Genomic DNA, 21,445 nt, shown 5'->3' with positions numbered 1-21,445 from the left:
CAGCTGCTCACTCGGGCCGGCGTGCCTCGTCGACGAGGAGCACCGGGATGTCGTCGCGCACCGGGTAGGCGAGCCCGCAGGACCCGCACACCAGCTCCTCGCCCTCGGCGGCGAGATCGCCGCGGCAGTCCGGGCAGACGATGATCTCGAGCAGGGTGGGGTCCAGGTTCATCGGTGGCTCCTGATCGTGCGGAGGACGGCGTCACGGACGCGCCTCATCGTGGCCTCGTCGCGGCCCTCGACGTTGAGGCGCAGCAGCGGTTCGGTGTTGGAGGGACGGACGTTGAACCACCAGTCGTCGTGGGTGACGGTCAGGCCGTCGAGGTCGTCGAGCCGGACCCCGTCGAGGCCGGCGTGGTCGGCGCGGACCTCGTCGATGACGGCCTGCGGATCCACCACCGTCGAGTTGATCTCGCCGCTGAGCGGGTAGCGGGCGAACTCGCCGAAGAGCTCGGAGGCGGTGGCCTCGGTGCCCGCCAGGGCGGCCAGCGCGTGGAGGGCGGCCAGCAGCCCGGAGTCGGCGCGCCAGAAGTCGCGGAAGTAGAAGTGGCCGCTGTGCTCGCCGGCGAAGACGGCGTCCGTCTCGGCCATCATCGCCTTGATGAAGCTGTGGCCGACGCGGCTGCGGACGGGGGTGCCGCCACGCTCGGAGACCAGCTCGGGCACCGCCCGGCTCGTGATCAGGTTGTGGATCACCGTCGAACCCGGGTGGCGCTCGAGCTCGCGGGCGGCGATCAGGGCGGTCAGGGTCGAGGGCGAGACGGGCTCGCCGCGCTCGTCCACCAGGAAGCACCGGTCGGCGTCGCCGTCGAAGGCGAGCCCCAGGTCGGCGTCCTCGGCGACGACCCGTTTCTGCAGGTCGACCAGGTTGGCCGGGTCGATCGGGTTGGCCTCGTGGTTCGGGAAGCTGCCGTCGAGCTCGAAGTAGAGGGGGACCAGCTCGATCCGGTCCGCACCGAGCCGGTCGGCCACGGCGGGCACGGTGAGTCCGGCCATGCCGTTGCCGGCGTCGACGACGACCTTGAGCCGGCGACCCGCCACCGGCGCGAGGCCGACCAGGTGGGCGGCGTAGGCCGCCAGCAGGTCCATCTGCTGCAGCGTGCCGAGCCGGGCGGCCGACCGACCGGCGCCCTGGGCGACCCGCTCGCGCACCTCGCGCAGGCCGGTGTCCTGGCCCACGGGGCTGGCGCCGCGTCCGCACAGCTTGATGCCGTTGTAGTCGGCCGGGTTGTGGCTGGCGGTGAACATCGCGCCGGGCAGGTCGAGATGGCCGCTGGCGAAGTAGAGCTGGTCGGTCGAGCAGAGGCCGATCGCGACGACGTCGGCACCGGCCGACGCAGCGCCGTCGGCGAAGGCGCCCGCGAGCTCGGGCGAGCTGGGGCGCATGTCGTGGCCGACGACGACCTCGCGGGCTCCGGTGACCTCGACGAAGGCGTTGCCGATCGACCGGCACAGCTCCGCGTCGAGCTGCTCCGGGACGAGACCGCGCACGTCGTAGGCCTTGAAGACGGCGTCGAGCGCGGCGTCGTCGAGGATGGGGGCCATGGCCCGGGAGCCTATCCCGGTGGCGGCGTCAGTCGGAGGTGAGCACCCGCAGGTGCCCCCGCCTGCTGGTCTCGCGGCCCGTCTCGTCGGCCAGCGTGGGGCCGGTGACCTCCGGCGGCGCCGGGGGCCGGCCGGCCTCGCGGACGGCGTCGGCCAGGGCCAGCAGGTCGTCGGGGCTCGGGCCCTGGGCGGCAGGGTCGGGAGCCAGCCGCAGCACCTCCCAGCCCCGCGGCGCGGAGAGGCGCTCGCTGTGCACGTCGCACAGGTCGTAGGCGTGCGGCTCGGCATAGGTCGCGAGGGGACCGAGGACGGCGGTCTGGTCGGCGTAGACGTAGGTGAGCGTGTTGACCGCAGTCCGGCCACACGCCGTTCGCGAACACCGCCGGCCTGCACTCACGGGGCCGACGGTACCCAGTGATCCCGCGGAAGCCGATTAGGCTCGCGGTCATGCGGGTGGGAGTCGATGCCTCGGAGCCCCCGCGCCCCCGGGCACCCCGTCGGGACCGGCGCGGGCGCGGCATGCGGGGGCCCGGAGTCCTCCCCCGGACCCCGGGGGTGCCCGAGCTCCGCACCGCCCGGGAGCGCTTCGACGACCTCGTCGTCGAGGTCGTGGCGGAGCTCGACGAGCGGTGGTCGGACCGGCTCGGCCTGCTCGAGTACGCCGTCGAGGACGCCCCCCAGATCCCGGACGACTGGCACGGCACCGCACCACTGTCGTCCTTGGTCCGCGGCGCGCGCGGCGCTCCCACCCGGCTGGTGGTCTTCCGGCGGCCGATCGAGCACCGGGCGGAGTCGCTGGCCGACCTCGAGGCGCTCGTGCTGACGGTGGTGGTCGAGCAGGTGGCAGAGCTGCTCGGGGTCGACGCCGAGCTGGTCGACCCCCGCTACCGCCGGCGCGAGGACTGAGCTACAGCAGACCCGGTCGGACCGCAGGGACCAGGCTGCGACGCACGAGCTCCTCCAGCGGCACCACGGTCGCACCGCGGCCGGTGACCACGACGGCGGCGGCCACGGTGGTGCGCTTCGAGGACACCCGGACCAGGGCGGTGCCGCGGCGCAGCTCCACCTCTCCCCCGCTGCCGTCGGTCAGCTCGACCCGGCGCCGCTGCAGCCGCCGGCCGTCGGCGTCGTACGCCGTCACCTGCGCGATCCCCGAGCCCTCGGCCCCCGCCAGCACCAGGCGGGCCTCACCGGGCGGCACCAGCGCCGTCATCGCGTTCGTCGAGCCCGCGACGCGGGTGGCGTGGACGAGGTCCTCTCCCACCACGGAACGCAGCGTCGCACTCACCGGTTCGGTGGCGGAGAGCTCGAGCCCCAGGGCACCCTCCTGCACCTGCCGTCGCAGCACCTCCGAGAGCGTCACCGTCTCGACCGACATCGGGCCGACCCGGACCTCGGCCAGCCCTTCCGGCACGAACGAGGCGTCCTGGGTGACCACCCGGAGCTCCACGCGTGCCTCGTCGGCGCCGGGATTGGTCAGCACCAGCGTGTCGCTGCCCTCGCCCGCGGCCAGCCCCAGGAGCAGCTGCTCGGTGGCGGGCTCGCCGGACTCGGGCAGCCACCCGCGCGTGGCGGCGCGGGCGCCCAGGGAGGGGATCTCGTCCTCCACCGTCGCGGCCAGCCGGCCCCGCGACACCACCACGGAGATCCCCAGCTCGGTCCGCCGCGGCACCTCCTGCGCCAGGTCGAGCCGCAGCGTCTCCCCGCCGGGGACGATCACGCCGCGCAGGGTCGGCACGTCGAGCTGGCCGCTGCGCGCCCAGACCGTGACGTCGGCGACGGCCGGCCCGTCGTCGGGATTGGTGAGCTCGAGGACGGAGACGTGCTCGGCCCCCGCGCCGACCCCCGAGAACCAGTAGTCGGGCCGGGGCAGCACGCAGTCGGTCGCGGCGAGCCCGCGTTCCTGGACCCGGGCTGCGATGAGCGACGACGCGAGGTCGCCCTCTCCCCGCAGCTCGGTGACCTCGGGGCTCGAGAGACGCGTCACCGCGTCGTCCTCGACCTCGACCGGCTCCGCGTCCCCGCTCTCGGGGATCGCGGTCGCGGTTCCCGCCACCTCGGCACCCGCCACCGCGACGGCGAGCAGCGGCTCGGTCAGGGCGCTCGGGCAGACCAGGTCGACCCGGTCGGGCCGCACCTCCTGCGCCCCCTGCGCCGGGATCGAGGCGGGATCGGGACGCACCAGGGCGAGCGCCCCGACGGTCAGCAGCGGCAGCACGACCGCGATGACACCGGTGGGGCTCAGCGTGCGCCGCATCGCGCTGCGTCGGCCGGTCTCGCTCATCGCCGCTCCCCCCGCCGGGTGGGCGCACACAGCACGGCCACCACCACGATGCCGAGGCACTGGAGGGCCACCAGGCCCGTCCGCCACCACGGCGTCGTCCGGGTGACGGCGTCCTCCTGCACGGGCTCCGCCACGCGCCAGGCCCGGGTGGAGCGGTCCTCGGCGCTGGCCTGCTCCAGCCCCGTGGTGGCGTCGAGCACGGCCGCGATGTTCCCGTCGGCGGGCGAGGGCAGCACGATGTGCTCGATCCCGTGCCCGGGCAGCGTCGCCACGGCGCCGCTCTCCGTCGAGGAGACCAGCTCCTGGACGTCGGCGTCGAGCTCCCGGTCGGCGTCCATGAGGCCGACGATCTCGTCCTCCCCGAGGGTGAGGCCGTCCTCGCGCTGGACCGCCCACGTGAGGCCGGTCTCCACGTCGCCCTCGATGACGAGGATGCCGTGGGCGGGACCGAGCTCCGCGCTCTGCATCATGTACGCCGGGATGTCGGTGTCGGGGGCGTCGTCGAGCTCGCCCGGGCCGTGGACGACGAACCAGCCCAGCCCGACGAGCGGCACCACCGCCGCCACGGCAATGCCGGCGTGGAGCAGCCGTCGCCACCAGCCCTGCAGGGTCTGGCTGCGCACGGCCCCGAGGGCCGCGACCACCGCGGCGACCACGAACCCGCCCTGGATGACGACGACGAGGAAGCCGAGCCCGGCGCGGGTCGCGACGGCGTCGCGCTCGAAGGTGACGAAACCGAGGGCCAGCGCGACCAGCGACGCCGACAGCGCGACGATCCAGCAGACGATGACGGGGATCCGGGTGCGGGCCGGCACCAGGGCCACCACGGCGACGAGCAGCAGCAGCAGCCCGAGCCACCCGGGTGCACCGGCGTCACCGAGGTGACCGGTGACCAGGTCGCGGTAGTCCACGAACGCCATCGGCAGCCGTCCCGTGTCGAGGGCGAGGGCGGCTGCCGACCCGGTCACCACCAGCGGCACCCACCACGGCGCCAGCAGCACCACGGGGCAGAGCAGGGCGGTCGCCGGCGGGCCCCACACCGACCGCTCGCGCATCGACCGCGGGCTGATCCAGAAGCCGGCGCCGACGACCAGCACACCGAGGACCAGGGAGAACCAGAACGCGAGCGGCGCGAAGGCCGCGGCGAGCGCGAGCAGCAGGCCGGTGCGCCACGCCGCACGCCAGCGGCGGTCGGGGTCGGGGTCGGCGAAACCGAGGGCGGCGTGCGCCAGCCAGGGCAGCACCGTGGCCGCCACGACCACGCCGAGACGGCCCAGCCCCCAGGCCCCCGAGGCGGCCGGCACCAGGGCATAGGTGGCCGCCCCCAGGAAGAGGAGCCAGGACGGCGGTCCGACCGGGTCGAGCAGCCGGCCGACGACCCGCAGGAACCGCCAGGCCCCCCAGAACGCCACCGGGGTCGCGAGCACGAGCACCGCGCTGACCGTCGTCGCCGGGCCCAGCAGGGAGCCGAGGAGCGCCATCGGGAGCAGGTACGCCGGCGCCGGGACCGGGGTCCCCTGACCGAGCGGGTGCTGCGCCTCGGCGTACAGCTGCCACCACTGGGCGGCGGAGGCCGGGGCGGGCGACAGGGCGCCGCCGGCCACGGTGCCGAAGGCCTCGCGGGCCCCGACGAGTGCGAGCAGCACGAAGAGCAGCCCGGCCACCGCGACCGGGTTGGTGAGGAAGCGGGCCACCCAGCCCTGCTCGGCGGCCCACGGGTCCTCCTCGTCGACCACGGCCACGGGGGCACCGCGCGCGATCCGCCGCCGCTCGGCGACGTCGGCCGCCTGGTTGGTCGCCGCTGTCACCAGGTCACCGACGAAGTCGAGCCCGTGCCGGTAGGGCAGCCACCAGGGCGCGAGCAGCGGTCGCACGTCGGCGGGCTCGCCGGGCTGGCGGTCGCGTCGGTCGCGCCGGGCACGGCGGACCAGGCGCGGGTTGCCGTAGAGGGACACCAGGGCCGCGAGCTCGTCGAGGGCCTGGCCGACCTGTCGGACCAGCAACAGCCCCACCATCCGGACCAGCGTCCCGAGCGCGAGCCGCACCACGCGCCACGGGAGCGCGGCCCGGCTGGAGTTCGCCAGCAGGGTGTAGAGCGCCGCCCGCCTCTCCTGGTAGTGGATGTGCCGACCCGTGAGCGGCGTGCGCCGGACGCCGCGGTGGGCCGCCTCGGCGTGGAAGACCACGGCGGGGGGCACGACCAGGGTGCGGTGGCCGGCAGCGGCGGCCCGCCAGCCGAAGTCGATGTCGTTGCCGAAGATCGGCATCTGCTCGTCGAAGCCGCCGAGGGACTCCAGGACGCGGCGTCGGACGAGCATGCCCGCGCTGTTGACGGCCAGCACCGGCCGGACCTCGTCGTGCTGGCCCTGGTCGTACTCGCCACGCTCGAGCCCCGTCTCGCGCCGACCCGTGCCCGAGATGGTCACCCCGAGCTCGAGCAGGCGTCGCAACGAGGGCCACTCGCGGAGCTTGGGCCCCAGGATGTCGGCCTGCGGGTCCTCCTCGGCGGCGGCGAGCAGCGCCGCCAGCGCCCCCGGCTCCGGTGTCGAGTCGTCGTGGAGGAGCCAGACCCACTCGGCGTCACCGACCTCCTCGAGCCCCAGCCGGACCGCAGCCGGGAAGGAGGTGCCACCGGGGGCGGTCACCACCGCTCCGAAGGCCGCGGCGAGCAGCTCTGGGGACTCGTCACGGCTGGTGGTGTCGACCGCGACCACGCGCGCGAGGGGATGGGTCTGGGAGCGGATGCCGTCGATCACCGTCGGCAGCCAGCGAGCACCGTCGTGGCTCACGAGCAGGGCGACGACGGAGGGAGACACGACCGAGAACCCTAACCGGGCCCGGACGCGTCGGCCGAACTCAGCCGCGGCCGGGGCACCTCGCCCCGGGCGTCGGCTGCGCTCGGATCAGACCGCGCGCTTCTTGAGCTTGCGGCGCTCGCGCTCGGACAACCCTCCCCAGATGCCGAAGCGCTCGTCGTTCATCAAGGCGTACTCGAGGCACTCGTTGCGTACCTCGCAGGTCAGGCAGACCTTCTTGGCCTCCCTGGTCGATCCGCCCTTCTCGGGGAAGAACGCCTCCGGGTCGGTCTGCGCGCACAGCGCGCGCTCCTGCCACCCGGCTTCGTCGGCGTCTCCGTCGAGGAGAAGAAGTTCTCTCACGGCTCTCGCCCTTTCGACCCGGACGCCGGGACGTCGCCGCCCCGGAGCCCCCCAATGTGTCCAGCGTGTGCATCCCCCGTGCCCCCGGCCCCTAGCGGGACTGGCCTCGTGCGACCTGGAAGAACACTGTGGGAATTACACGCCTGTCGTACAAGCAAAGTCAAGCGTGGTTCTGGTATGGGTGACAACCACCCAGAATGACTATTTCTGATGTACGGCAGGCTGATCCCATGCCCAGGTCCATCCGGCGGATCACCGTCCTGTCCGGCGGCGTCGGCGGCGCCCGCTTCGTGCGCGGACTGCGCCACGGCGTCGCGGCGGGCACCCTACCCGGGGTCGCCCGCGACGCCGAGGTCACCGTCGTCGCCAACACCGCCGACGACTGGTGGCTGCACGGCCTGAAGGTGTGCCCCGACCTCGACACCCTCATGTACACGCTCGGCGACGGCATCGACCTCGACCGCGGCTGGGGGCGTCGCGACGAGACGTGGCACGCCCGGGAGGAGCTGGAGGCCTACGGCGTGGACCGGAGCTGGTTCGGGCTGGGCGACCGCGACCTCGCGACCCACCTGGTCCGGACCCAGATGATCGACGCCGGCTACCCCCTGTCGCAGGTCACCGAGGCGCTCTGCCGTCGCTGGCAGCCCGGCGTCCGCCTGCTCCCCATGACCGACGACCGCGTGGAGACCCACATCGCGATCACGGATCCCGAGGCTCCCAGCGGACGGCGGGTGGTCCACTTCCAGGAGTACTGGGTGAGGCTGCGGGCCGAGGTGCCAGCCGAAGCCGTGCTCGTGATCGGCCTCGACGACTGCTCGCCGGCACCGGGGGTCGTGGATGCGATCACCGACGCCGACCTGGTGGTGCTGCCGCCGTCCAACCCCGTCGTCTCGGTGGGCACCATCCTCGGTGTGCCGCGGGTGCGCGACGCCCTGGCCGCCACCGACGCCCGTGTCGTCGGCCTCTCCCCCATCATCGGCGGGCGACACGTCCACGGCATGGCGCAGCAGCTGCTGCCGGTGATCGGCGTGGAGGTCAGCGCGCTCGGCGTGGGACAGCACTACGGCGCGCGGGCCGGCGACGGGGTCCTCGACGGCTGGCTGGTCGACGACGCCGACGCGGGCGACGTCGACGCCCTGCGACGGCACGGCCTGGCTGCCGCGGCCGTGCCGCTGCTGATGACCGACGACGACGCGACCGCCTCGATGGCCGCCGCCGCCCTCGAGCTGGTGTCGCCGTGACGGAGCTGCACCTCGTGGCCCCCGAGGGCGTGGGCGAGGTCGGCCCCGGGGACGACCTCGCCGAGGCGCTCACCGCCCTCGTGGAGCTCCACGACGGCGACGTCGTGCTCGTGACCAGCAAGGTCGTGAGCAAGGCGGAGGGACGCGTCGTGCCGGGCACCCGCGACGACGCGCTCGCGGGCGAGACGGCGCGGGTCGTCGCCCGCCGCGGCGCGACGCGCATCGTGCGGACCCACCACGGCCTCACCCTCGCGGCAGCCGGGATCGACGCGTCCAACGTCGAGCCGGGTCGGGTCGTGCTGCTCCCCGTCGACCCCGACGCCTCCGCCCGCCGCCTCCGTGACCGGCTCGCCCAGCTCACCGGCCGCAACGTGGGTGTGGTCGTCACGGACACCGCCGGCCGCGCCTGGCGCACGGGACAGACCGACCTGGCCGTCGGTGCCGCCGGCGTCCACGTTCTCGACGACCACGCGGGCCGTCGCGACGGCTACGGCAACGACCTGGCGGTGACGGCCCCCGCCGTCGCCGACGAGCTGGCGGCGGCCGCGGAGCTGGTCCAGGGGAAGCTCGGCCGCCGGCCGTTCGCCGTGGTGCGGGGGCGGCCCGACCTGGTGCTCCCTCCCGGCGACCACGGACCCGGCGCCGCGGCACTCATCCGCCCGGAGGACGCCGACATGTTCGGCCTCGGCAGCCGGGAGGCGGTCGTCCGTGCCCTGGCCGGTGACCCCTCGACCCGGGTGGGTTTCGGTGCCGTCGCCGCCAGCGACGAGGTGGCGGAGGCGGTCGTGGCCGTCACCGGCGTACCCCCGCAGGCGGCAGGCTCCGGGCTCCTCGCCGAGGGGGCGTGGGAGGCGCTGTGCGTGCTCGCCTTCGCCCACGGCTGGCACGCCGTGCGCGCCGACCCGCCCGCCACGGCACGGTTGCTGCCGGGCACTCCGTAGACTGCGCCCGACGACCACCCAGACGAGACGAGGAAGTCCCCGACCGTGGCCAAGCCCGCCAAGTCCGAACGCCAGGCGAAGATCGACGCGATCCGGAGCAAGCAGCAGAACGCCGAGCGTCGGCGCGGCCTGATGATCGTCGGCGTCTGCGCCGTCGTCGCCCTGCTCATCGTCGGGGCCGCCGCCTTCCAGCCGATCAAGAACTGGTGGGACACACGGCAGTTCCGCGCCCTCGAGCTCTCCGAGATCGGTGCCCCCGCGTCCTCGTGCCAGGAGACGGAGACCAAGGAGGCCACCGGCAACGCCGAGCACGTCGACACCAGCCAGCAGGTCGAGTACGACGAGGCGCCCCCGGCCTTCGGCCCCCACTGGAACGAGTTCGGGGTGGCCCCCGCGCCGTTCTCCAAGAAGTTCTACACGACCGGCGACCGCCCGGAGCTCGAGTCGCTGGTCCACAACCTCGAGCACGGCTACACGGTCCTCTGGTACGACGAGACCATCGCCGAGGACGGCGAGGCCATGGACGCGATCCGGGGGATCGCCGACAAGTTCGAGGGCACCGACAACCTGCGCAGCAAGTTCATCGCCGTGCCCTGGACCGCCGAGGACGGCGACTCCTTCCCGGACGGCCAGCACGTGGCGTTCAGCCACTGGTCGGTCGGCGGTGACGGTGACCCCAACAGTGGGCAGCAGGGTGTCTGGCAGTACTGCTCCGACCCCAGCGGTGAGGCCCTCGAGGCCTTCATGGAGGAGTACCCCTACACCGACTCCCCCGAGCCGAACGCCATGTGAGGTGGTCCGGCCGGCACGGCCGGACCACCGCAGGGCGGGCTACACCAGGTCGCCCCGTCCCCCGTCCCGCAGTCCCACGACGACGTCCTTGACGTGCTGCGCCCGCTCGCGCGTGGTGACCAGCAGCGCGTCCGGGGTGTCGACCACCACCACGTCCTCGAGCCCGACCACCGACACCAGGCGCCCCGACCCCGGCACCACCAGGCCGGAGGCGTCCAGTGCCCGCACCAGCCCGGGGTCACCGAGCACGGTCGGGCTCCCGGCCCCGCCGCCGAGCAGACCCGCGAGGGAGTCGAAGTCACCGATGTCGTCCCACCCGAGGTCGGCCGGGACGACGGCGACCCGCCCGGCCGCCGCGGCGGGCTCGGCGACGGCGTGGTCGAGCGCGATCCGCGGGAGCCGCGGCCACCGCTCCGCCAGGCTCTCGGGATCGCCGGCGATCTCGCGGAGCTCTGCGGCGAACCCCGGGTCCTCACCCGCGAGCAGGTCCAGCAGCACCCGGGGGCGACACACGAACATGCCGGCGTTCCAGCGGAAGTCGCCGGAGGCGACGTAGCCGGTCGCCACGTCCGCCGACGGCTTCTCGACGAACTCCCCGACGACGTGCACGCCCTCGTGACCCGGCAGGCCCTCGCCCAGCCGGATGTAGCCGAAGCCCGTCGCGGCGTACGTCGGCGCGATGCCGAGCGTGACGAGCCAGTCGTCCTCGGCGGCCGCGACGGCCCGGCGGACGGCGTCCTCGAAGGCCAGCGGGTCGGCGATGACGTGGTCGGCGGCGAAGGACCCCATGACGGCGTCGGGGTCGCGACGCTCCAGCAGGGCGGCAGCCAGCCCCACGGCTGCCATCGAGTCGCGGGGCGACGGCTCGGCGACCACCGAGGAGGGGTCGAGCTCCGGGAGCTGGGCGACCACCGCGTCGCGGTGGGCGGCCCCCGTGACCACCACGACCCGGTCCGCGGCCAGCGGCCGCAGCCGGTCGACCGTCTGTTGCAACAAGGACCGCCCCACGCCGGTCAGGTCGTGCAGGAACTTGGGCGACGCGGCCCGGGACAGCGGCCAGAGCCGGGTGCCGGCACCGCCGGCGGGCACCACGGCCCAGAAGTGCTGGAGGTCCGACATGGGTGGAACCCTAGGGGGATGACGACCTTCGCGACGATCCTGGCGGGGCTGCAGCGCGCCGACCCCGGCCGCCCGCTCGTGACCTTCTACGACCATGCCTCCGGGGAGCGCACCGAGCTGTCGGTGACCACCTACGCCAACTGGGTCGCCAAGACCGCGTCGCTGCTGGCCGAGGAGCACGACCTCGAGCGCGGGCAGTCGCTGCGCCTCGACCTCCCGTGCCACTGGCTGGGACCGGTGTTCCTCGGCGCGGCGTGGACCGTGGGGCTGACGGTGGTGTGGGACGAGGCGGCGGACGCCTTCGTGTGCGGCCCCGGGGGTGTGGACCGGTGGGCGCCGTACGCCGACGACGCCGTGGTCCTCGCCTCCGCGCTGCACCCGCTCGGCCGGCCCTTCGACGCGCCGCTCCCGGCGGGGGTCCACGACGTCGGTGCGACCGTGTGGAGCCAGCCCGACGCGTTCGCCCCGCTGGACCCGCCCGGCCCCGACGACGCCGCGGTGGGCACCGAGACCCACGCCGCGGTGTGGGAGGCGGCCGCCGCCGGGAGTCTCCTCGCCGACGGCGGCCGCCTCTACAGTGAGGCGAACCCGGCTTCCCCTTCCGGTCTCTCCTCGTTCACCGAGCCGCTCGTCCGCGGCGGCTCGGTGGTCCTGGTGGCCCACCCCGACCCGGACCGGGTCGGGGCGACGTACGCGTCCGAACGTGCGACGTCCCGGGCCTGACGCTCCTATCCCCCGAGGTCGTAGGCCGCTCCCTCGCCGAGGTAGCGCGGCGTACCGAAGCTGCGCCGCCGCCCGTCGAGCCGGTAGAGCAGGCCGTCGCGGTCGCGGGCGACCACGTCGGCGACACCGCGACCCGCCAGGTCGCTGATCGGCAGCATCCAGTCGTAGGTGGCGCTCTTCTCGAGCGGGTGCCGCTCGGTCGCCCGGACGGTGGTGCCGGCGGTGACGAGCTCGGCGCCCCGGCCCTGCCACAGGGTCCAGGAACCGTCCCGCTCGAGCCCCACGAGGTCGTGCTCACCGTCCCCGGTGACGTCGGCGGTCACGCGGAGCTCGACCAGCCGCCCGAAGTACTTGCCACCGATCCGGACCGGCTTCCCGAGCCGACCGGTGCCGTTGCCGGTGTAGAGCCACAGCGAGCCGTTGCCGCGGCGCAGGATGACGTCACCGTGCCCGTCGCCGGTGAAGTCACCCGCGTTGAGGAGCAGCTCGCCGCGCGAGAAGGACCGACCGGTGTCGACCGGCTTGCCCAGGTCGAACGTGCCGCGGTTGGGCAGGACGACGAGCGCGCCGTTGCCGGTGACCGCCACGAGGTCCGGGGCCTCGTCGCCGACCAGCTGCCCGGCTCCACTGACCATCGAGAGCACACCGCCGCGGACCGGGCCGGTGGCACGCCCGAGGGTGCCGTCACCCCGCCCCGGCAGCAGGAACAGGCCGTCGGAGCCGCGGGCGACCAGGTCGGGCACGCCGTCGGCGGTGTAGTCGACGCCGCCGGCGTACCAGTCGTAGTCACCCCAGCTGCCGGCCACCCGCTCGCGGGCGCGGAAGCGGCCGTCGCCGGTGTTGCGGTGGAGGTGGAGCCGGCCCTTGCGGTCGGTCATCCAGAGGTCGGGACGGCCGTCGCCGGTGACGTCACCGGCACCCACCACCTGGGTGGCGCCACGCAGACCGGTCGTGGTCGTCACGCGGCGGTAGCCGCCCTTGCGGTTGCTCAGGAAGGAGACCAGTCGCCCCCGGTGGCGCGCCACGAAGTCGGGGCGTCGGTCCCCGTTGACCCGGCCCGCCAGGGCCAGCAGCTGCGCCCCCTCGAAGCGTCGCATCCGTCGGTGGACACCGGCGGCCGGGCCCGAGGGCTTCAGCGCACGGACCTCCACGGCCCCGGCGGCATCACGCGTGACCAGGTCCGGCCGGCCGTCACCGGTCATGTCGGGCACCGCGAGGGTGGTGCGCGTGCCCCAACCCTCGGCGAGGACCCGGGGCTTCGTGAACCAGGTGAGGCCGCCGGTGGGCACGATCAACCCGCGGCCGTCGGACGCCCGGCGCACGACCAGGTCCGGGTAGCGGGTGCCGACCAGGTCGGAGTCGACCTGGTCCAGCTGGATCTCCGGCGTCTCCGGCTCCTGGGGCGGCTCGGGCTCCGTGGGGACCTCGCCGGCGTTGGCGGCGTGGCGGCGGATCGTGGGCAGCTCGGCGTACAGGTAGCGCCCGGGGCACGCCGTCGAGCCGGCGTCACGGTGCCCATTGATCGCCCGGAACCGGTCACCCGCCACGACCTGGTTCGAGTCGCGCGGGTCGACCCCGTGCAGGCCGAGCTTCCAGGCGAAGAGGGCGCCGTAGGCCTGCAGCATCGCGGCTGTGGGCTCGGCGGTGTCGAAGTTCCCGATCGCCGACATGGCGAAGGACTCGTGGTTGTAGCCGAGGGTGTGGGCGCCGATGACGGGGCGCTTGACGCCACCGGCCCGGCCCTCCCAGATCCGGCCGAACTTGTCGACGAGGAAGTTGTAGCCGATGTCGCTCCAGCCGCGGGACTGCGTGTGGTAGGCGTAGATGCTCCGGAGCATCCCCGGGACGTCCGAGCGGCTGTAGTCGTTGGCGTTGACCGTGTGGTGGACGAAGCCGGCCTTGACGGTCCCGTAGCTCGGCCGGCCGTCCCGGAGCCGCTCGTCGGCGCCCCACTGCTTGCGGGAGAAGATCGTCGGCCGCGGGGCGCTGGTGGACCGTGCCGCGAGCTCGAGCGCGACCTCGCCGTCCTCGGTGCCCTCAGCCTGCGTCGTCGCAGCGGCGTCGGCACCCGGTCCCAGCTCCGGCAGCTCCTGGGCGGTGCCCACCTCCTCGCCGGGCGTCACGACGGACAGTCGCAGTCCGGCGGGGGCGCCCTCGGGGGCGGTGGCGCGGACCTGGACCTCGTCCACCTCGCCGACGAAGGTCACGTCCGTCCCCGGGCGGACGCCGAGCCCCTCGGGGCTGTCGGGGTCCGGCCCGTGCTCGGCGTGGTACTCGAGGCCCGTCCACTCCGACCAGGTGTCCCCCGTCCGGGTTCGCACGGAGACCGCGATCAGGTCCTCGTCCACCTCCGCGGTCGGGTCCCACGTGACGCCCACGCCCCCGAAGCCGTCGACCGGCTCGGCCTCGCTGGTCACCACCCGGCCGCCCAGGGTGGTGCGCGCCCGCGTGGTCACCCGACCGCGCACCCCGGGGTCGGGGGTGAGCTGGTGGTCGGTGACCTCGGCGTCGACCGGTGCCGTCGACACCCGCGAGGGCGTCTGGGCTGCGCGTGTGTACGCCGAGAACTCGGCGGGGCGTCCACCACCGGCCGCCCCGGGGACCGGCTGCGGCGCCTGGCGCACGACGTCGAGGCTGACGACGGAGGCGGCCGGCGTGAGCACGGCGAGCACCGCTCCCAGGGCCAGCAGCTGCTGGCAGGAGGTGACGAACTGGGACTGACTCCGACGCATGGGGGGCTGCTCCTGTGTGGGGGAAGATTCACACGAGTAGCAAGTGTCACACCAGTCACAGGGGGGCCCGCAAGCAGAACTGAGTAACTACATTCCTGTAATTTCCACCCGACACGCCGAGCGCGGCCGAAATCCCTGCCGGCACCCCTGCGGGCGGGTCCTCAGATGTCGTCGTCCTCGTCGTCGTCGTCCTGCTCGTCGTAGTGCAGGTAGTGGATCCCCTCGTCCACCGCACCGTCGAACCCGAGCTTGCCCTGCTCCATGACGAGCACCCGGTCGCAGAGGTTGCGCACGGCCCCCGCCGAGTGGCTCACGAAGAAGATCGTGGTGCCCTGCTTGCGGATCTCGCGCATCCGCTTCTTGCACTTGCGCTTGAAGGGCTGGTCGCCCACGGCCAGGGCCTCGTCGGCGATGAACACGTCGGCGTCGACGTTGATCGCGACGGCGAAGCCCAGCCGCGCCTTCATGCCCGAGCTGTAGTAGGCGACCGGGGTGTCGAGGAACTTGCCGAGGTCGGCGAAGTCGATGATCTCGTCGAGCTTGCGCTTGGTCTCCGCTTCGCTCATGCCGAGGATGGCGGCGTTGAGCCAGAGGTTGTCGCGACCACTGAGCTGGGCCTGGAACCCGGCACCGGTGGCGATCAGTCCCGCCACGCGACCACGAGTCCGCACGGTGCCACCGTCGGGGCGCATCACCCCGCTGATGAGCTTGAGCAGCGTCGACTTGCCGGACCCGTTGAGGCCCATCACCCCGATCGACTCGCCCTCCTGGACGGTGAAGCTCACGTCGTCGACGGCGTTGAACCGGTCGTGCGTCTTCATGCCGCGCGCCCGGGCCATCACGATCTGCTTCAGGGAGCGGTGGTACTGCATCGTGAACGACTTGGTGGCACCGTCCACCTCGATCATGGTGGTCATCAGAGCCGCTCCGGGATCCGGCGCTCCAGCCGGGTGAAGACGATCTGGGCGACCACCAGCAGCGCCACGGAGATGCCCAGCATCACGCCGCCGCGCTGGAACAGGTCGTCGGGGAGATGCCGCGCGGCCGTGGCCGCCGGGTCCTCGGTGGTACCGGTCCAGAAGCAGCGCTGCACCAGCAGCACGGCCTCGGCCAGCGGGTTCAGCAGGTAGTACTGAGCGAACTCGCCGAACCGGATCTCCACGAACGTGAAGGGGTAGATCATCGGCACGCTGAACGTGGTGAACTGCGTCAGCGTCTGGACCACCTTGCTGAAGTCCCGGAAGAACACGTTGGCGACGCTGAACACCAGGGCGAGGGCGAGACCGAGCGCGATCAGGATCCCGAAGCCGAGCAGGCCCGCGGCGATTCCGGTGGGGTCGGGCACCCAGCCGAGCAGCAGGCTGATGCCGGAGATGATCACGATCATGGGGATGGTGTGCCACAGCGCCACGAGCATCGTCGCCACGGGGAACAGCTCCCGCGGCATCGCCAGCTTCACGATGAGCGAGCGGTTGCTCACCAGCGAACGGGTGCCCCCGTTGAAGGTCTCGGTGAAGAAGTGGACCGCGATCATCCCGGCCACGAGGTGGACGGCGAAGTTCTCGACGTACCGCGCGCTGCCGGGTTCGCCGCCACGTCCGATGAAGACCTGGAAGATGAAGTAGTACATGCAGAAGCGCACCGCGGGCTGGAGGTAGCTCCACGCCCACCCCAGGAAGGTGCCCTGGTAGCGCGACTGCACGGTGCTGTGGACCAGCAGGCGCAGCAGGTAGTGCCGCCGGAAGACCTCCAGCAGCCCGTTGTGGTGGCTCGCCGGGGTCAGCGGCGGCAGCTCCGCCTCCGGACTAGCGCTCATCCACACCACCGTCGAGCCAGGGCCGGAAGGTCTCCTCCCACGCCTCGGGCGAGGTGATCTGGGGCAGGGCGGCCCGGTAGCGCGCGGCCAGCTCGTCCCACTCGGTCGCCAGCCGCCGGTGGATCGCGACCGTACGCCGCAGCCCGTCCAGGAAGCGCTCGCGGTCGCGCCGGTAGAACGCCGCCGACGTACCGTCGGGCATCGAGACGATCGCCGAGTCGTAGCGGGCGATCTTGTGCCACTTGGCGTCCTGGGCCATGATCTCGGACTCCGGGTGGACCTGCGCGAGGTCGCGCGGCCGGCGCAGCTGGCGCAGCGGCTGCAGCAGGGCCTGCAGCGTGGCCTGCTTGCCGGAGATCACCGGCGAGGCCTCCTTGCCCTTGCGGGGCAGCTTGTGCCGCTTCACCTCGGGGAACTCGGCCGGGTCGGCCACGAGGGTGGCGTCGTCGTAGCCCTTCACAAGCTCCTTGATCGCCGGCAGGGTCGTGGGGAGCAGCTCGTGCAGCCCCTCGGGACCGGCGAGCACGTCCTCGAGCGCCTTGTGGCGCAGCGCGACGGTGGAGTACTGCATGGACACCAGGTGCTTGATCTGGTGGTTGAGGCTCTCGCGGACCAGCCGCCCGCCGCGCGGGTAGGGCGAGTGCAGCAGCGCTGCGATGAACCGGTTGCGGTGGTGGAAGTAGGACTGCCAGTCCAGGGCGTCGTTCTTGTCCGTCCACGGCACGTGCCAGACCGCCGCGCCCGGCAGGGACACCGTCGGGTAGCCGGCGTCCTTGGCCCGCAGTCCGTACTCGGAGTCGTCCCACTTGATGAAGAGGGGCAGCGAGAGGCCGATGTCGGCGAGCACCTCGCGCGGGATCAGGCACATGAACCAGCCGTTGTAGTCCACGTCGACGCGGGCGTGCAGCCACCGGCTGGAGCGGAGGTTGCGGTTGCCGAGGTCCCAGTTGTTGAACACCCCGGGCGCCGAGCCCCACCAGAACGAGTAGGGGGACACCCGCTCACCGAAGCTGTGCAGCGAGGCCTTGGCGAACAGGCTGAACATGTGCCCGCCGACGATCGTCGTCTTGCGGCAGAGGTCGCCGAACGTGATCGCGCGGACGATGCCCTCGGTCTCGCACTCCACGTCGTCGTCGAGCATCATCACGTACGTCGAGCGGCCGGCCCGCAGGCCCTCGTACTGCGCCCGTGCGAAGCCGCCGGAGCCGCCGATGTTGCCCTGCTCGATGATGCGCAGGCGCTCCCCCAGCGCCTTCTCGGCCTCCGGGAAGTACTCGGAGTCGACCACCTTCTCCTTGCCCTGCTCCATGACCAGGACCTCGTCGAGGTAGTCGCCGAGCCGGTCGGACTCGCCGAGCTGGGTGAGCAGCTTGGCGCAGAAGTCCTGCCGGTTCATCGTCGTGATGCCGATGGTGACCGTGCCGTGGCCGGCCCGGTCCTCGGGCACCTCGGCGGTCCACTCGGCGGACTCGACCACCACCTCCTCGTCGGCGGCGACGACGTCGTACCAGTACCAGCCGCCGTCGACGAAGGGCTTGAGTGGCAGGTCGAAGGAGTACTCCCCCTTCTTGCCCTCGTTGGTGGCCGAGTCGACCCGCTGGGAACGACCGTTGGCCATCGACTTGTAGACGGTGACGGTGGCGCCCCTGCCGGTGAGGCGGATGGTCAGGCGCACGTCCTTGACGATGGTCCAGCGCCGCCAGTAGGAGGCCGGGAAGGCGTTGAAGTAGGTGCCGAAGGAGAGCTTGTCGCCCAGCTTGAGCCGGTAGGCGGTGCGGGAGACGATCTGGTCGGGGTGGACCTGGGTGCCGGTGCCGACCGCCTGGCGCATCGCGACGGCGTTGAGCTCCTGGGCGGTCTTGTTGTGGCCGACCTCGTACTTGTCGGCGTCGAGGACGGCGGGGTCCGGGTCGATGTAGAGCCGGATCACGTCGGTGTCGCGGTCTGCCGGCATGATCTGGCGCTGCAGCAGCACGCGCGCGGTGCCCGGAGCGGCGGCCGCGGCGTCGCCGGTGGTCTGGGTGTGGGTGACGGTCATTCGTCGACTCCTCCGCTGGTCAGCTCGGTGCCCTCCGCGAAGTGGGGGCGGAGCTTGTTCTCGTACATCGACAGCGCCGACCCGATGGCCATGTGCATGTCGAGGTACTTGTAGGTGCCCAGCCGGCCACCGAAGAGGACCATCGGCTCCTGGCGCGCGAGGTCGCGGTACTTGAGCAGCTTCTCGCGGTCCTCGGCGGTGTTGATCGGGTAGTAGGGCTCGTCGCCCTCCTCCGCGAACCGGCTGTACTCGTGGACGATCACGGTCTTGCCCGGCAGGTGCGTCTTCACCCGCTCTGGGTGGAAGTGCTTGAACTCGATGATGCGGGTGAAGGGGACGTCCTGGTCGTTGTAGTTGACGACGCCGGTGCCCTGGAAGTCGTCGACGTCCTCGACCGACTCCTCGAGGTCGACGGTCCGCCACGAGAGCCGTCCCTCGGCGTTGCCGAAGTACTCGTCCACGGGGCCGGTGTAGACGATCGGGACCTTGCCCTTGTAGTCGTCGGCCACGTCGAAGAAGTCGGTGTCGAGCCGTACCTCGATGTTGGGGTGGTCGGCCATGCGCTCCAGCCAGGCGGTGTAGCCGTCGACCGGCAGCCCCTCGTAGGTGTCGCTGAACCACCGGTTTTCGAAGGTGTAGCGGACCGGCAGCCGGGTGATGATGTCGGCGCTCAGCTCGGTGGGGTCGGTCTGCCACTGCTTGGCGGTGTACCCCTTGATGAACGCCTCGTAGAGCGGCCGCCCGATGAGGCTGATCGCCTTCTCCTCGAGGTTCTGGGCGTCCTCGGTGGCGATCTCGCTCGACTGCTCCCGGATGAGGGCGCGCGCCTCGTCGGGCGTGTGCGACTTCCCGAAGAACTGGTTGATCAGGCCGAGGTTCATCGGCAGCGAGTAGACCTGGCCCTGGTACTTGCCGAAGACGCGGTGCTTGTAGTCGGTGAACGAGGTGAACCGGTTGACGTACTCCCACACCTTTTCGTTGGAGGTGTGGAAGAGGTGGGCGCCGTACTTGTGCACCTCGACGCCGGTGGTGGGGTCCTTCTCGCTGTAGGCGTTGCCGCCGAGGTGGTGGCGACGCTCGAGGACGAGCACCTTCAGGTCGAGCTCGTTCGCGCAGCGCTCGGCGATGGTGAGTCCGAAGAAGCCGGAGCCGACGACGACCAGGTCAGGGTTGGACAAGGCTTGATGTCTCCTCTGTGGGGTATCGCGCGATGGGTCAGTCTACGGATCCCGGCGGCGGCTGCCGCATCGAGCGCGCCGCCCGTAGGGCGCGGATCACATTCCGGGCCTCGCCACGTCCTCCTCGGAGCGGGCTGAGCACGACGACGACCCCGGTCACGAGCCACGGCTTGAGGCGGACCGCGGCGTTCTCGCCGTACCGGAAGTGCACCGCGAACAGGTTCCGGAACATGTAGAACCCCTTCCACGAGCCCAGGTCGTGCTGCTGGTCGAAGTCCAGCTGGCGGACCAGCACGGCGTCACGGACGCCCCAGATCCGGTAGCCGGCCCGCCGGGCACGCACCGCGAAGTCGACGTCGTCGTAGAAGATGAAGTACGTCGGGTCGGGCAGCCCGATCCGGTCCACCACGTCACGCCGCACCAGGAACCCCTCGAACGCCACGTTCTCGAGCTCGACCAGCTCCGGCATGGCCGCCCGGTCGCCGTACTCGGTCTCGACCATCCCCGTCTTGGGCCGGATCGCCAGGGGGTTGCGCAGGTCGAAGCGGGTGGCCGCCTTCTCGACCAGCCGGCCGGAGGTGTCCTCACGGACGGCCATCAGGCACGGCTCGTCGTGCCCGAGCAGCACCTCGAGGCAGTCCGGCGCCGGGACGACGTCGTCGTCCATCAGCCAGATCCGGTCGTGTCCGGCGTGGTGCGCCTGCTGCAGGCCGAGGTGGAAGCCTCCCGCGCCCCCGAGGTTGTCAGGGCAGTGGGTGACGTGGAGGGGCAGGCCCGCACCGTGGTGGCGTTCCAGCACCTCGCGCGTGTGGTCGGAGCTGGCGTTGTCGACCACGTAGACCGCGTCGGGCGACCGGGTCTGGGCAGCGAGGCCGTCGAGCATGCGGGCCAGCAGGTCGGCGCGGTTGAAGGTGACGACGACGACGGCGACGGACTCGCTCACAGCAGCTCCTCGTGGCCGGTGAAGTCGCCGCGGAGCGCGGCGCGCACGGCGCGGGCGCTCAGCCGGAGACGACCGGGGACGCGCCGGGTCAGGGTGTAGAACCACAGCGTCTTCGCCCAGAACATCAGCACGTGCGCCCAGCCGCGGTAGTCACGCAGGTTCAGGGTGTTGTTGCGCGCCATGCAGTAGTGCTTGAGGTCGCTGGGGCTGTGGTTGTAGGTGGTGCGTCCGAACATCATCGGCGTCCCCAGCTCGCCCACCGACGGATGGTGGACGCGGGCCACGGCGACCGTCGCGATCCGGGCGCCCGCGCGCTCGGCGCGGAGCCGGTACTCGTGGTCGTCGCCCCAGATGAAGTACTCCTCGCGCGGGTAGCCGATCCGCTCGGCGAGCTCACGCGTGACGAGGACGCCGTTGAAGGGGATCACCACGTCGCGGACCAGGCCCTCGACGGCCGCCTTCTCGACCGCGACCGTGTCGTGGACGACGCGGGTACCGCCGGGCAGCCGGATGGGGAACACCAGCCGGTCGGGGTCGGCCTCGTCCACCACCACCGGCCCCCAGAAGTCGAGGTCCTCACGGTCCAGCAGTCGTGGCAGGCAGTCGGGGTCGGGCAGGCCGTCGTCGTCCATCAGCCACAGCAGGTCGGCCCCGCGCTCCTCCACGGCGAGCCGCATCCCCTCGTGGAAGCCGCCCGCCCCGCCCCGGTTGCGGTCGAGGGTGCGGGCCAGCAGCCCCGGCTGGCCGGAGAGCCACGCACCGGTGCCGTCGGTGGAGGCGTTGTCGACGACGACGACGTCGTCCACCGCCGGGATCTCACCGAGCCGCGCCACCAGGCGCTGGAGCAGCGGCAGCCGGTTGAACGTGACGACGACCGCCACCACCCGCCGGTGGGGTTCCTGGCCGTCGGTGCTCACGGCTTCACCCTAGAGATC

19 protein-coding genes are annotated in these 21,445 nt (G+C 72.6%); 5 read left to right on the top strand and 14 right to left on the bottom strand.

Annotated elements, in window-relative coordinates; genetic code table 11:
- Window positions 1–7: 7 nt before the first annotated feature.
- Genes K6T13_RS04870 through K6T13_RS04860 form a run of 3 tightly spaced genes read right to left on the bottom strand, consistent with a single transcriptional unit; the run spans window position 8 to window position 1,942 of the window.
- Window positions 8–172 carry a Trm112 family protein gene (locus K6T13_RS04870; protein ID WP_249423938.1) on the bottom strand — a complete coding sequence of 55 codons (165 nt, stop codon included), beginning with the start codon at window positions 170–172 and terminating at the stop codon, window positions 8–10.
- Window positions 169–1,545, bottom strand: coding sequence for a phosphomannomutase/phosphoglucomutase (locus K6T13_RS04865; protein WP_222897403.1), 1,377 nt, complete (start codon window positions 1,543–1,545; stop codon window positions 169–171). Before K6T13_RS04865 ends, K6T13_RS04870 begins: the two co-directional genes overlap by 4 nt.
- A gap of 28 nt (window positions 1,546–1,573) precedes the next feature.
- Window positions 1,574–1,942, bottom strand: a complete 369-nt coding sequence (locus K6T13_RS04860; RefSeq protein WP_222897402.1) for a DUF3499 domain-containing protein — start codon at window positions 1,940–1,942, stop codon at window positions 1,574–1,576.
- 50 nt (window positions 1,943–1,992) lie between these two features.
- Between K6T13_RS04860 and K6T13_RS04855 the strand changes: the two genes are divergently transcribed.
- Window positions 1,993–2,451: a metallopeptidase family protein gene (locus K6T13_RS04855; RefSeq protein ID WP_249423937.1), complete on the top strand. Its 459-nt coding sequence runs from the start codon at window positions 1,993–1,995 to the stop codon at window positions 2,449–2,451.
- A 1-nt stretch (window position 2,452) separates the two neighbouring features.
- Here the strand turns inward: K6T13_RS04855 and K6T13_RS04850 are convergent, their stop codons facing one another.
- The 3 genes from K6T13_RS04850 to K6T13_RS04840 form a co-directional block, all read right to left on the bottom strand.
- Window positions 2,453–3,829 carry a DUF5719 family protein gene (locus K6T13_RS04850; RefSeq protein ID WP_222897401.1) on the bottom strand — a complete coding sequence of 459 codons (1,377 nt, stop codon included), beginning with the start codon at window positions 3,827–3,829 and terminating at the stop codon, window positions 2,453–2,455.
- Complete coding sequence (locus K6T13_RS04845; protein WP_222897400.1) at window positions 3,826–6,645, bottom strand: glycosyltransferase family 2 protein; 2,820 nt, start codon at window positions 6,643–6,645, stop codon at window positions 3,826–3,828. The genes K6T13_RS04850 and K6T13_RS04845 overlap by 4 nt, the downstream gene beginning before the upstream one ends.
- Before the next feature lie 87 nt (window positions 6,646–6,732).
- Window positions 6,733–6,987 carry a WhiB family transcriptional regulator gene (locus K6T13_RS04840; protein WP_222897399.1) on the bottom strand — a complete coding sequence of 85 codons (255 nt, stop codon included), beginning with the start codon at window positions 6,985–6,987 and terminating at the stop codon, window positions 6,733–6,735.
- Window positions 6,988–7,217: 230 nt separating this feature from the next.
- Between K6T13_RS04840 and cofD the strand changes: the two genes are divergently transcribed.
- From cofD to K6T13_RS04825, 3 genes are read left to right on the top strand one after another with little or no spacing between them, the layout of a single operon-like run.
- Window positions 7,218–8,228: a 2-phospho-L-lactate transferase gene (gene cofD, locus K6T13_RS04835; protein WP_222897398.1), complete on the top strand. Its 1,011-nt coding sequence runs from the start codon at window positions 7,218–7,220 to the stop codon at window positions 8,226–8,228.
- Window positions 8,225–9,169 carry a coenzyme F420-0:L-glutamate ligase gene (gene cofE, locus K6T13_RS04830; RefSeq protein ID WP_222897397.1) on the top strand — a complete coding sequence of 315 codons (945 nt, stop codon included), beginning with the start codon at window positions 8,225–8,227 and terminating at the stop codon, window positions 9,167–9,169. The genes cofD and cofE overlap by 4 nt, the downstream gene beginning before the upstream one ends.
- 45 nt (window positions 9,170–9,214) lie before the next feature.
- Window positions 9,215–9,961: a DUF3105 domain-containing protein gene (locus tag K6T13_RS04825; protein WP_222897396.1), complete on the top strand. Its 747-nt coding sequence runs from the start codon at window positions 9,215–9,217 to the stop codon at window positions 9,959–9,961.
- A 39-nt stretch (window positions 9,962–10,000) separates the two neighbouring features.
- On the opposite strand, the gene K6T13_RS04820 is transcribed toward K6T13_RS04825, so the two are convergent.
- Window positions 10,001–11,080, bottom strand: coding sequence for a mannose-1-phosphate guanylyltransferase (locus K6T13_RS04820; RefSeq protein ID WP_222897395.1), 1,080 nt, complete (start codon window positions 11,078–11,080; stop codon window positions 10,001–10,003).
- Between the two features lie 18 nt (window positions 11,081–11,098).
- Here K6T13_RS04820 and K6T13_RS04815 point away from each other — a divergent pair, with 18 nt between their 5' ends.
- The gene (locus K6T13_RS04815) at window positions 11,099–11,803 is read left to right on the top strand and encodes a TIGR03089 family protein (RefSeq protein WP_222897394.1); all 705 of its coding nucleotides are present in this window, start codon (window positions 11,099–11,101) and stop codon (window positions 11,801–11,803) included.
- Window positions 11,804–11,808: 5 nt separating this feature from the next.
- Here the strand turns inward: K6T13_RS04815 and K6T13_RS04810 are convergent, their stop codons facing one another.
- The 7 genes from K6T13_RS04810 to K6T13_RS04780 all read right to left on the bottom strand — a co-directional run bounded on the left by K6T13_RS04810 (window position 11,809) and on the right by K6T13_RS04780 (window position 21,427).
- Window positions 11,809–14,535, bottom strand: coding sequence for an FG-GAP-like repeat-containing protein (locus K6T13_RS04810; RefSeq protein WP_222897393.1), 2,727 nt, complete (start codon window positions 14,533–14,535; stop codon window positions 11,809–11,811).
- A 161-nt stretch (window positions 14,536–14,696) separates the two neighbouring features.
- Complete coding sequence (locus tag K6T13_RS04805; RefSeq protein ID WP_222897392.1) at window positions 14,697–15,452, bottom strand: ABC transporter ATP-binding protein; 756 nt, start codon at window positions 15,450–15,452, stop codon at window positions 14,697–14,699.
- Window positions 15,452–16,351 (bottom strand): ABC transporter permease, encoded by a 900-nt coding sequence (locus tag K6T13_RS04800; protein ID WP_222897391.1) that lies wholly within the window; start codon window positions 16,349–16,351, stop codon window positions 15,452–15,454. Before K6T13_RS04800 ends, K6T13_RS04805 begins: the two co-directional genes overlap by 1 nt.
- Entirely contained in the window at window positions 16,341–18,389 is a 2,049-nt protein-coding gene (locus tag K6T13_RS04795; RefSeq protein WP_222897390.1) for a glycosyltransferase, read from the bottom strand. Before K6T13_RS04795 ends, K6T13_RS04800 begins: the two co-directional genes overlap by 11 nt.
- Entirely contained in the window at window positions 18,386–19,567 is a 1,182-nt protein-coding gene (gene glf / locus K6T13_RS04790; protein WP_222897389.1) for a UDP-galactopyranose mutase, read from the bottom strand. Before glf ends, K6T13_RS04795 begins: the two co-directional genes overlap by 4 nt.
- Window positions 19,568–19,604: 37 nt before the next feature.
- Window positions 19,605–20,510, bottom strand: coding sequence for a glycosyltransferase family 2 protein (locus K6T13_RS04785; protein ID WP_222897388.1), 906 nt, complete (start codon window positions 20,508–20,510; stop codon window positions 19,605–19,607).
- Window positions 20,507–21,427: a glycosyltransferase gene (locus K6T13_RS04780; RefSeq protein ID WP_222897387.1), complete on the bottom strand. Its 921-nt coding sequence runs from the start codon at window positions 21,425–21,427 to the stop codon at window positions 20,507–20,509. Before K6T13_RS04780 ends, K6T13_RS04785 begins: the two co-directional genes overlap by 4 nt.
- Window positions 21,428–21,445: the final 18 nt, after the last annotated feature.

Origin of the sequence: Nocardioides coralli, from assembly GCF_019880385.1 — a bacterium.
In the GTDB taxonomy this organism is placed as follows: Bacteria; Actinomycetota; Actinomycetes; order Propionibacteriales; family Nocardioidaceae; genus Nocardioides; species Nocardioides coralli.
Note: the sequence above shows the minus strand (reverse complement) of the source record. Positions and strands in the feature narration are given on the sequence as shown.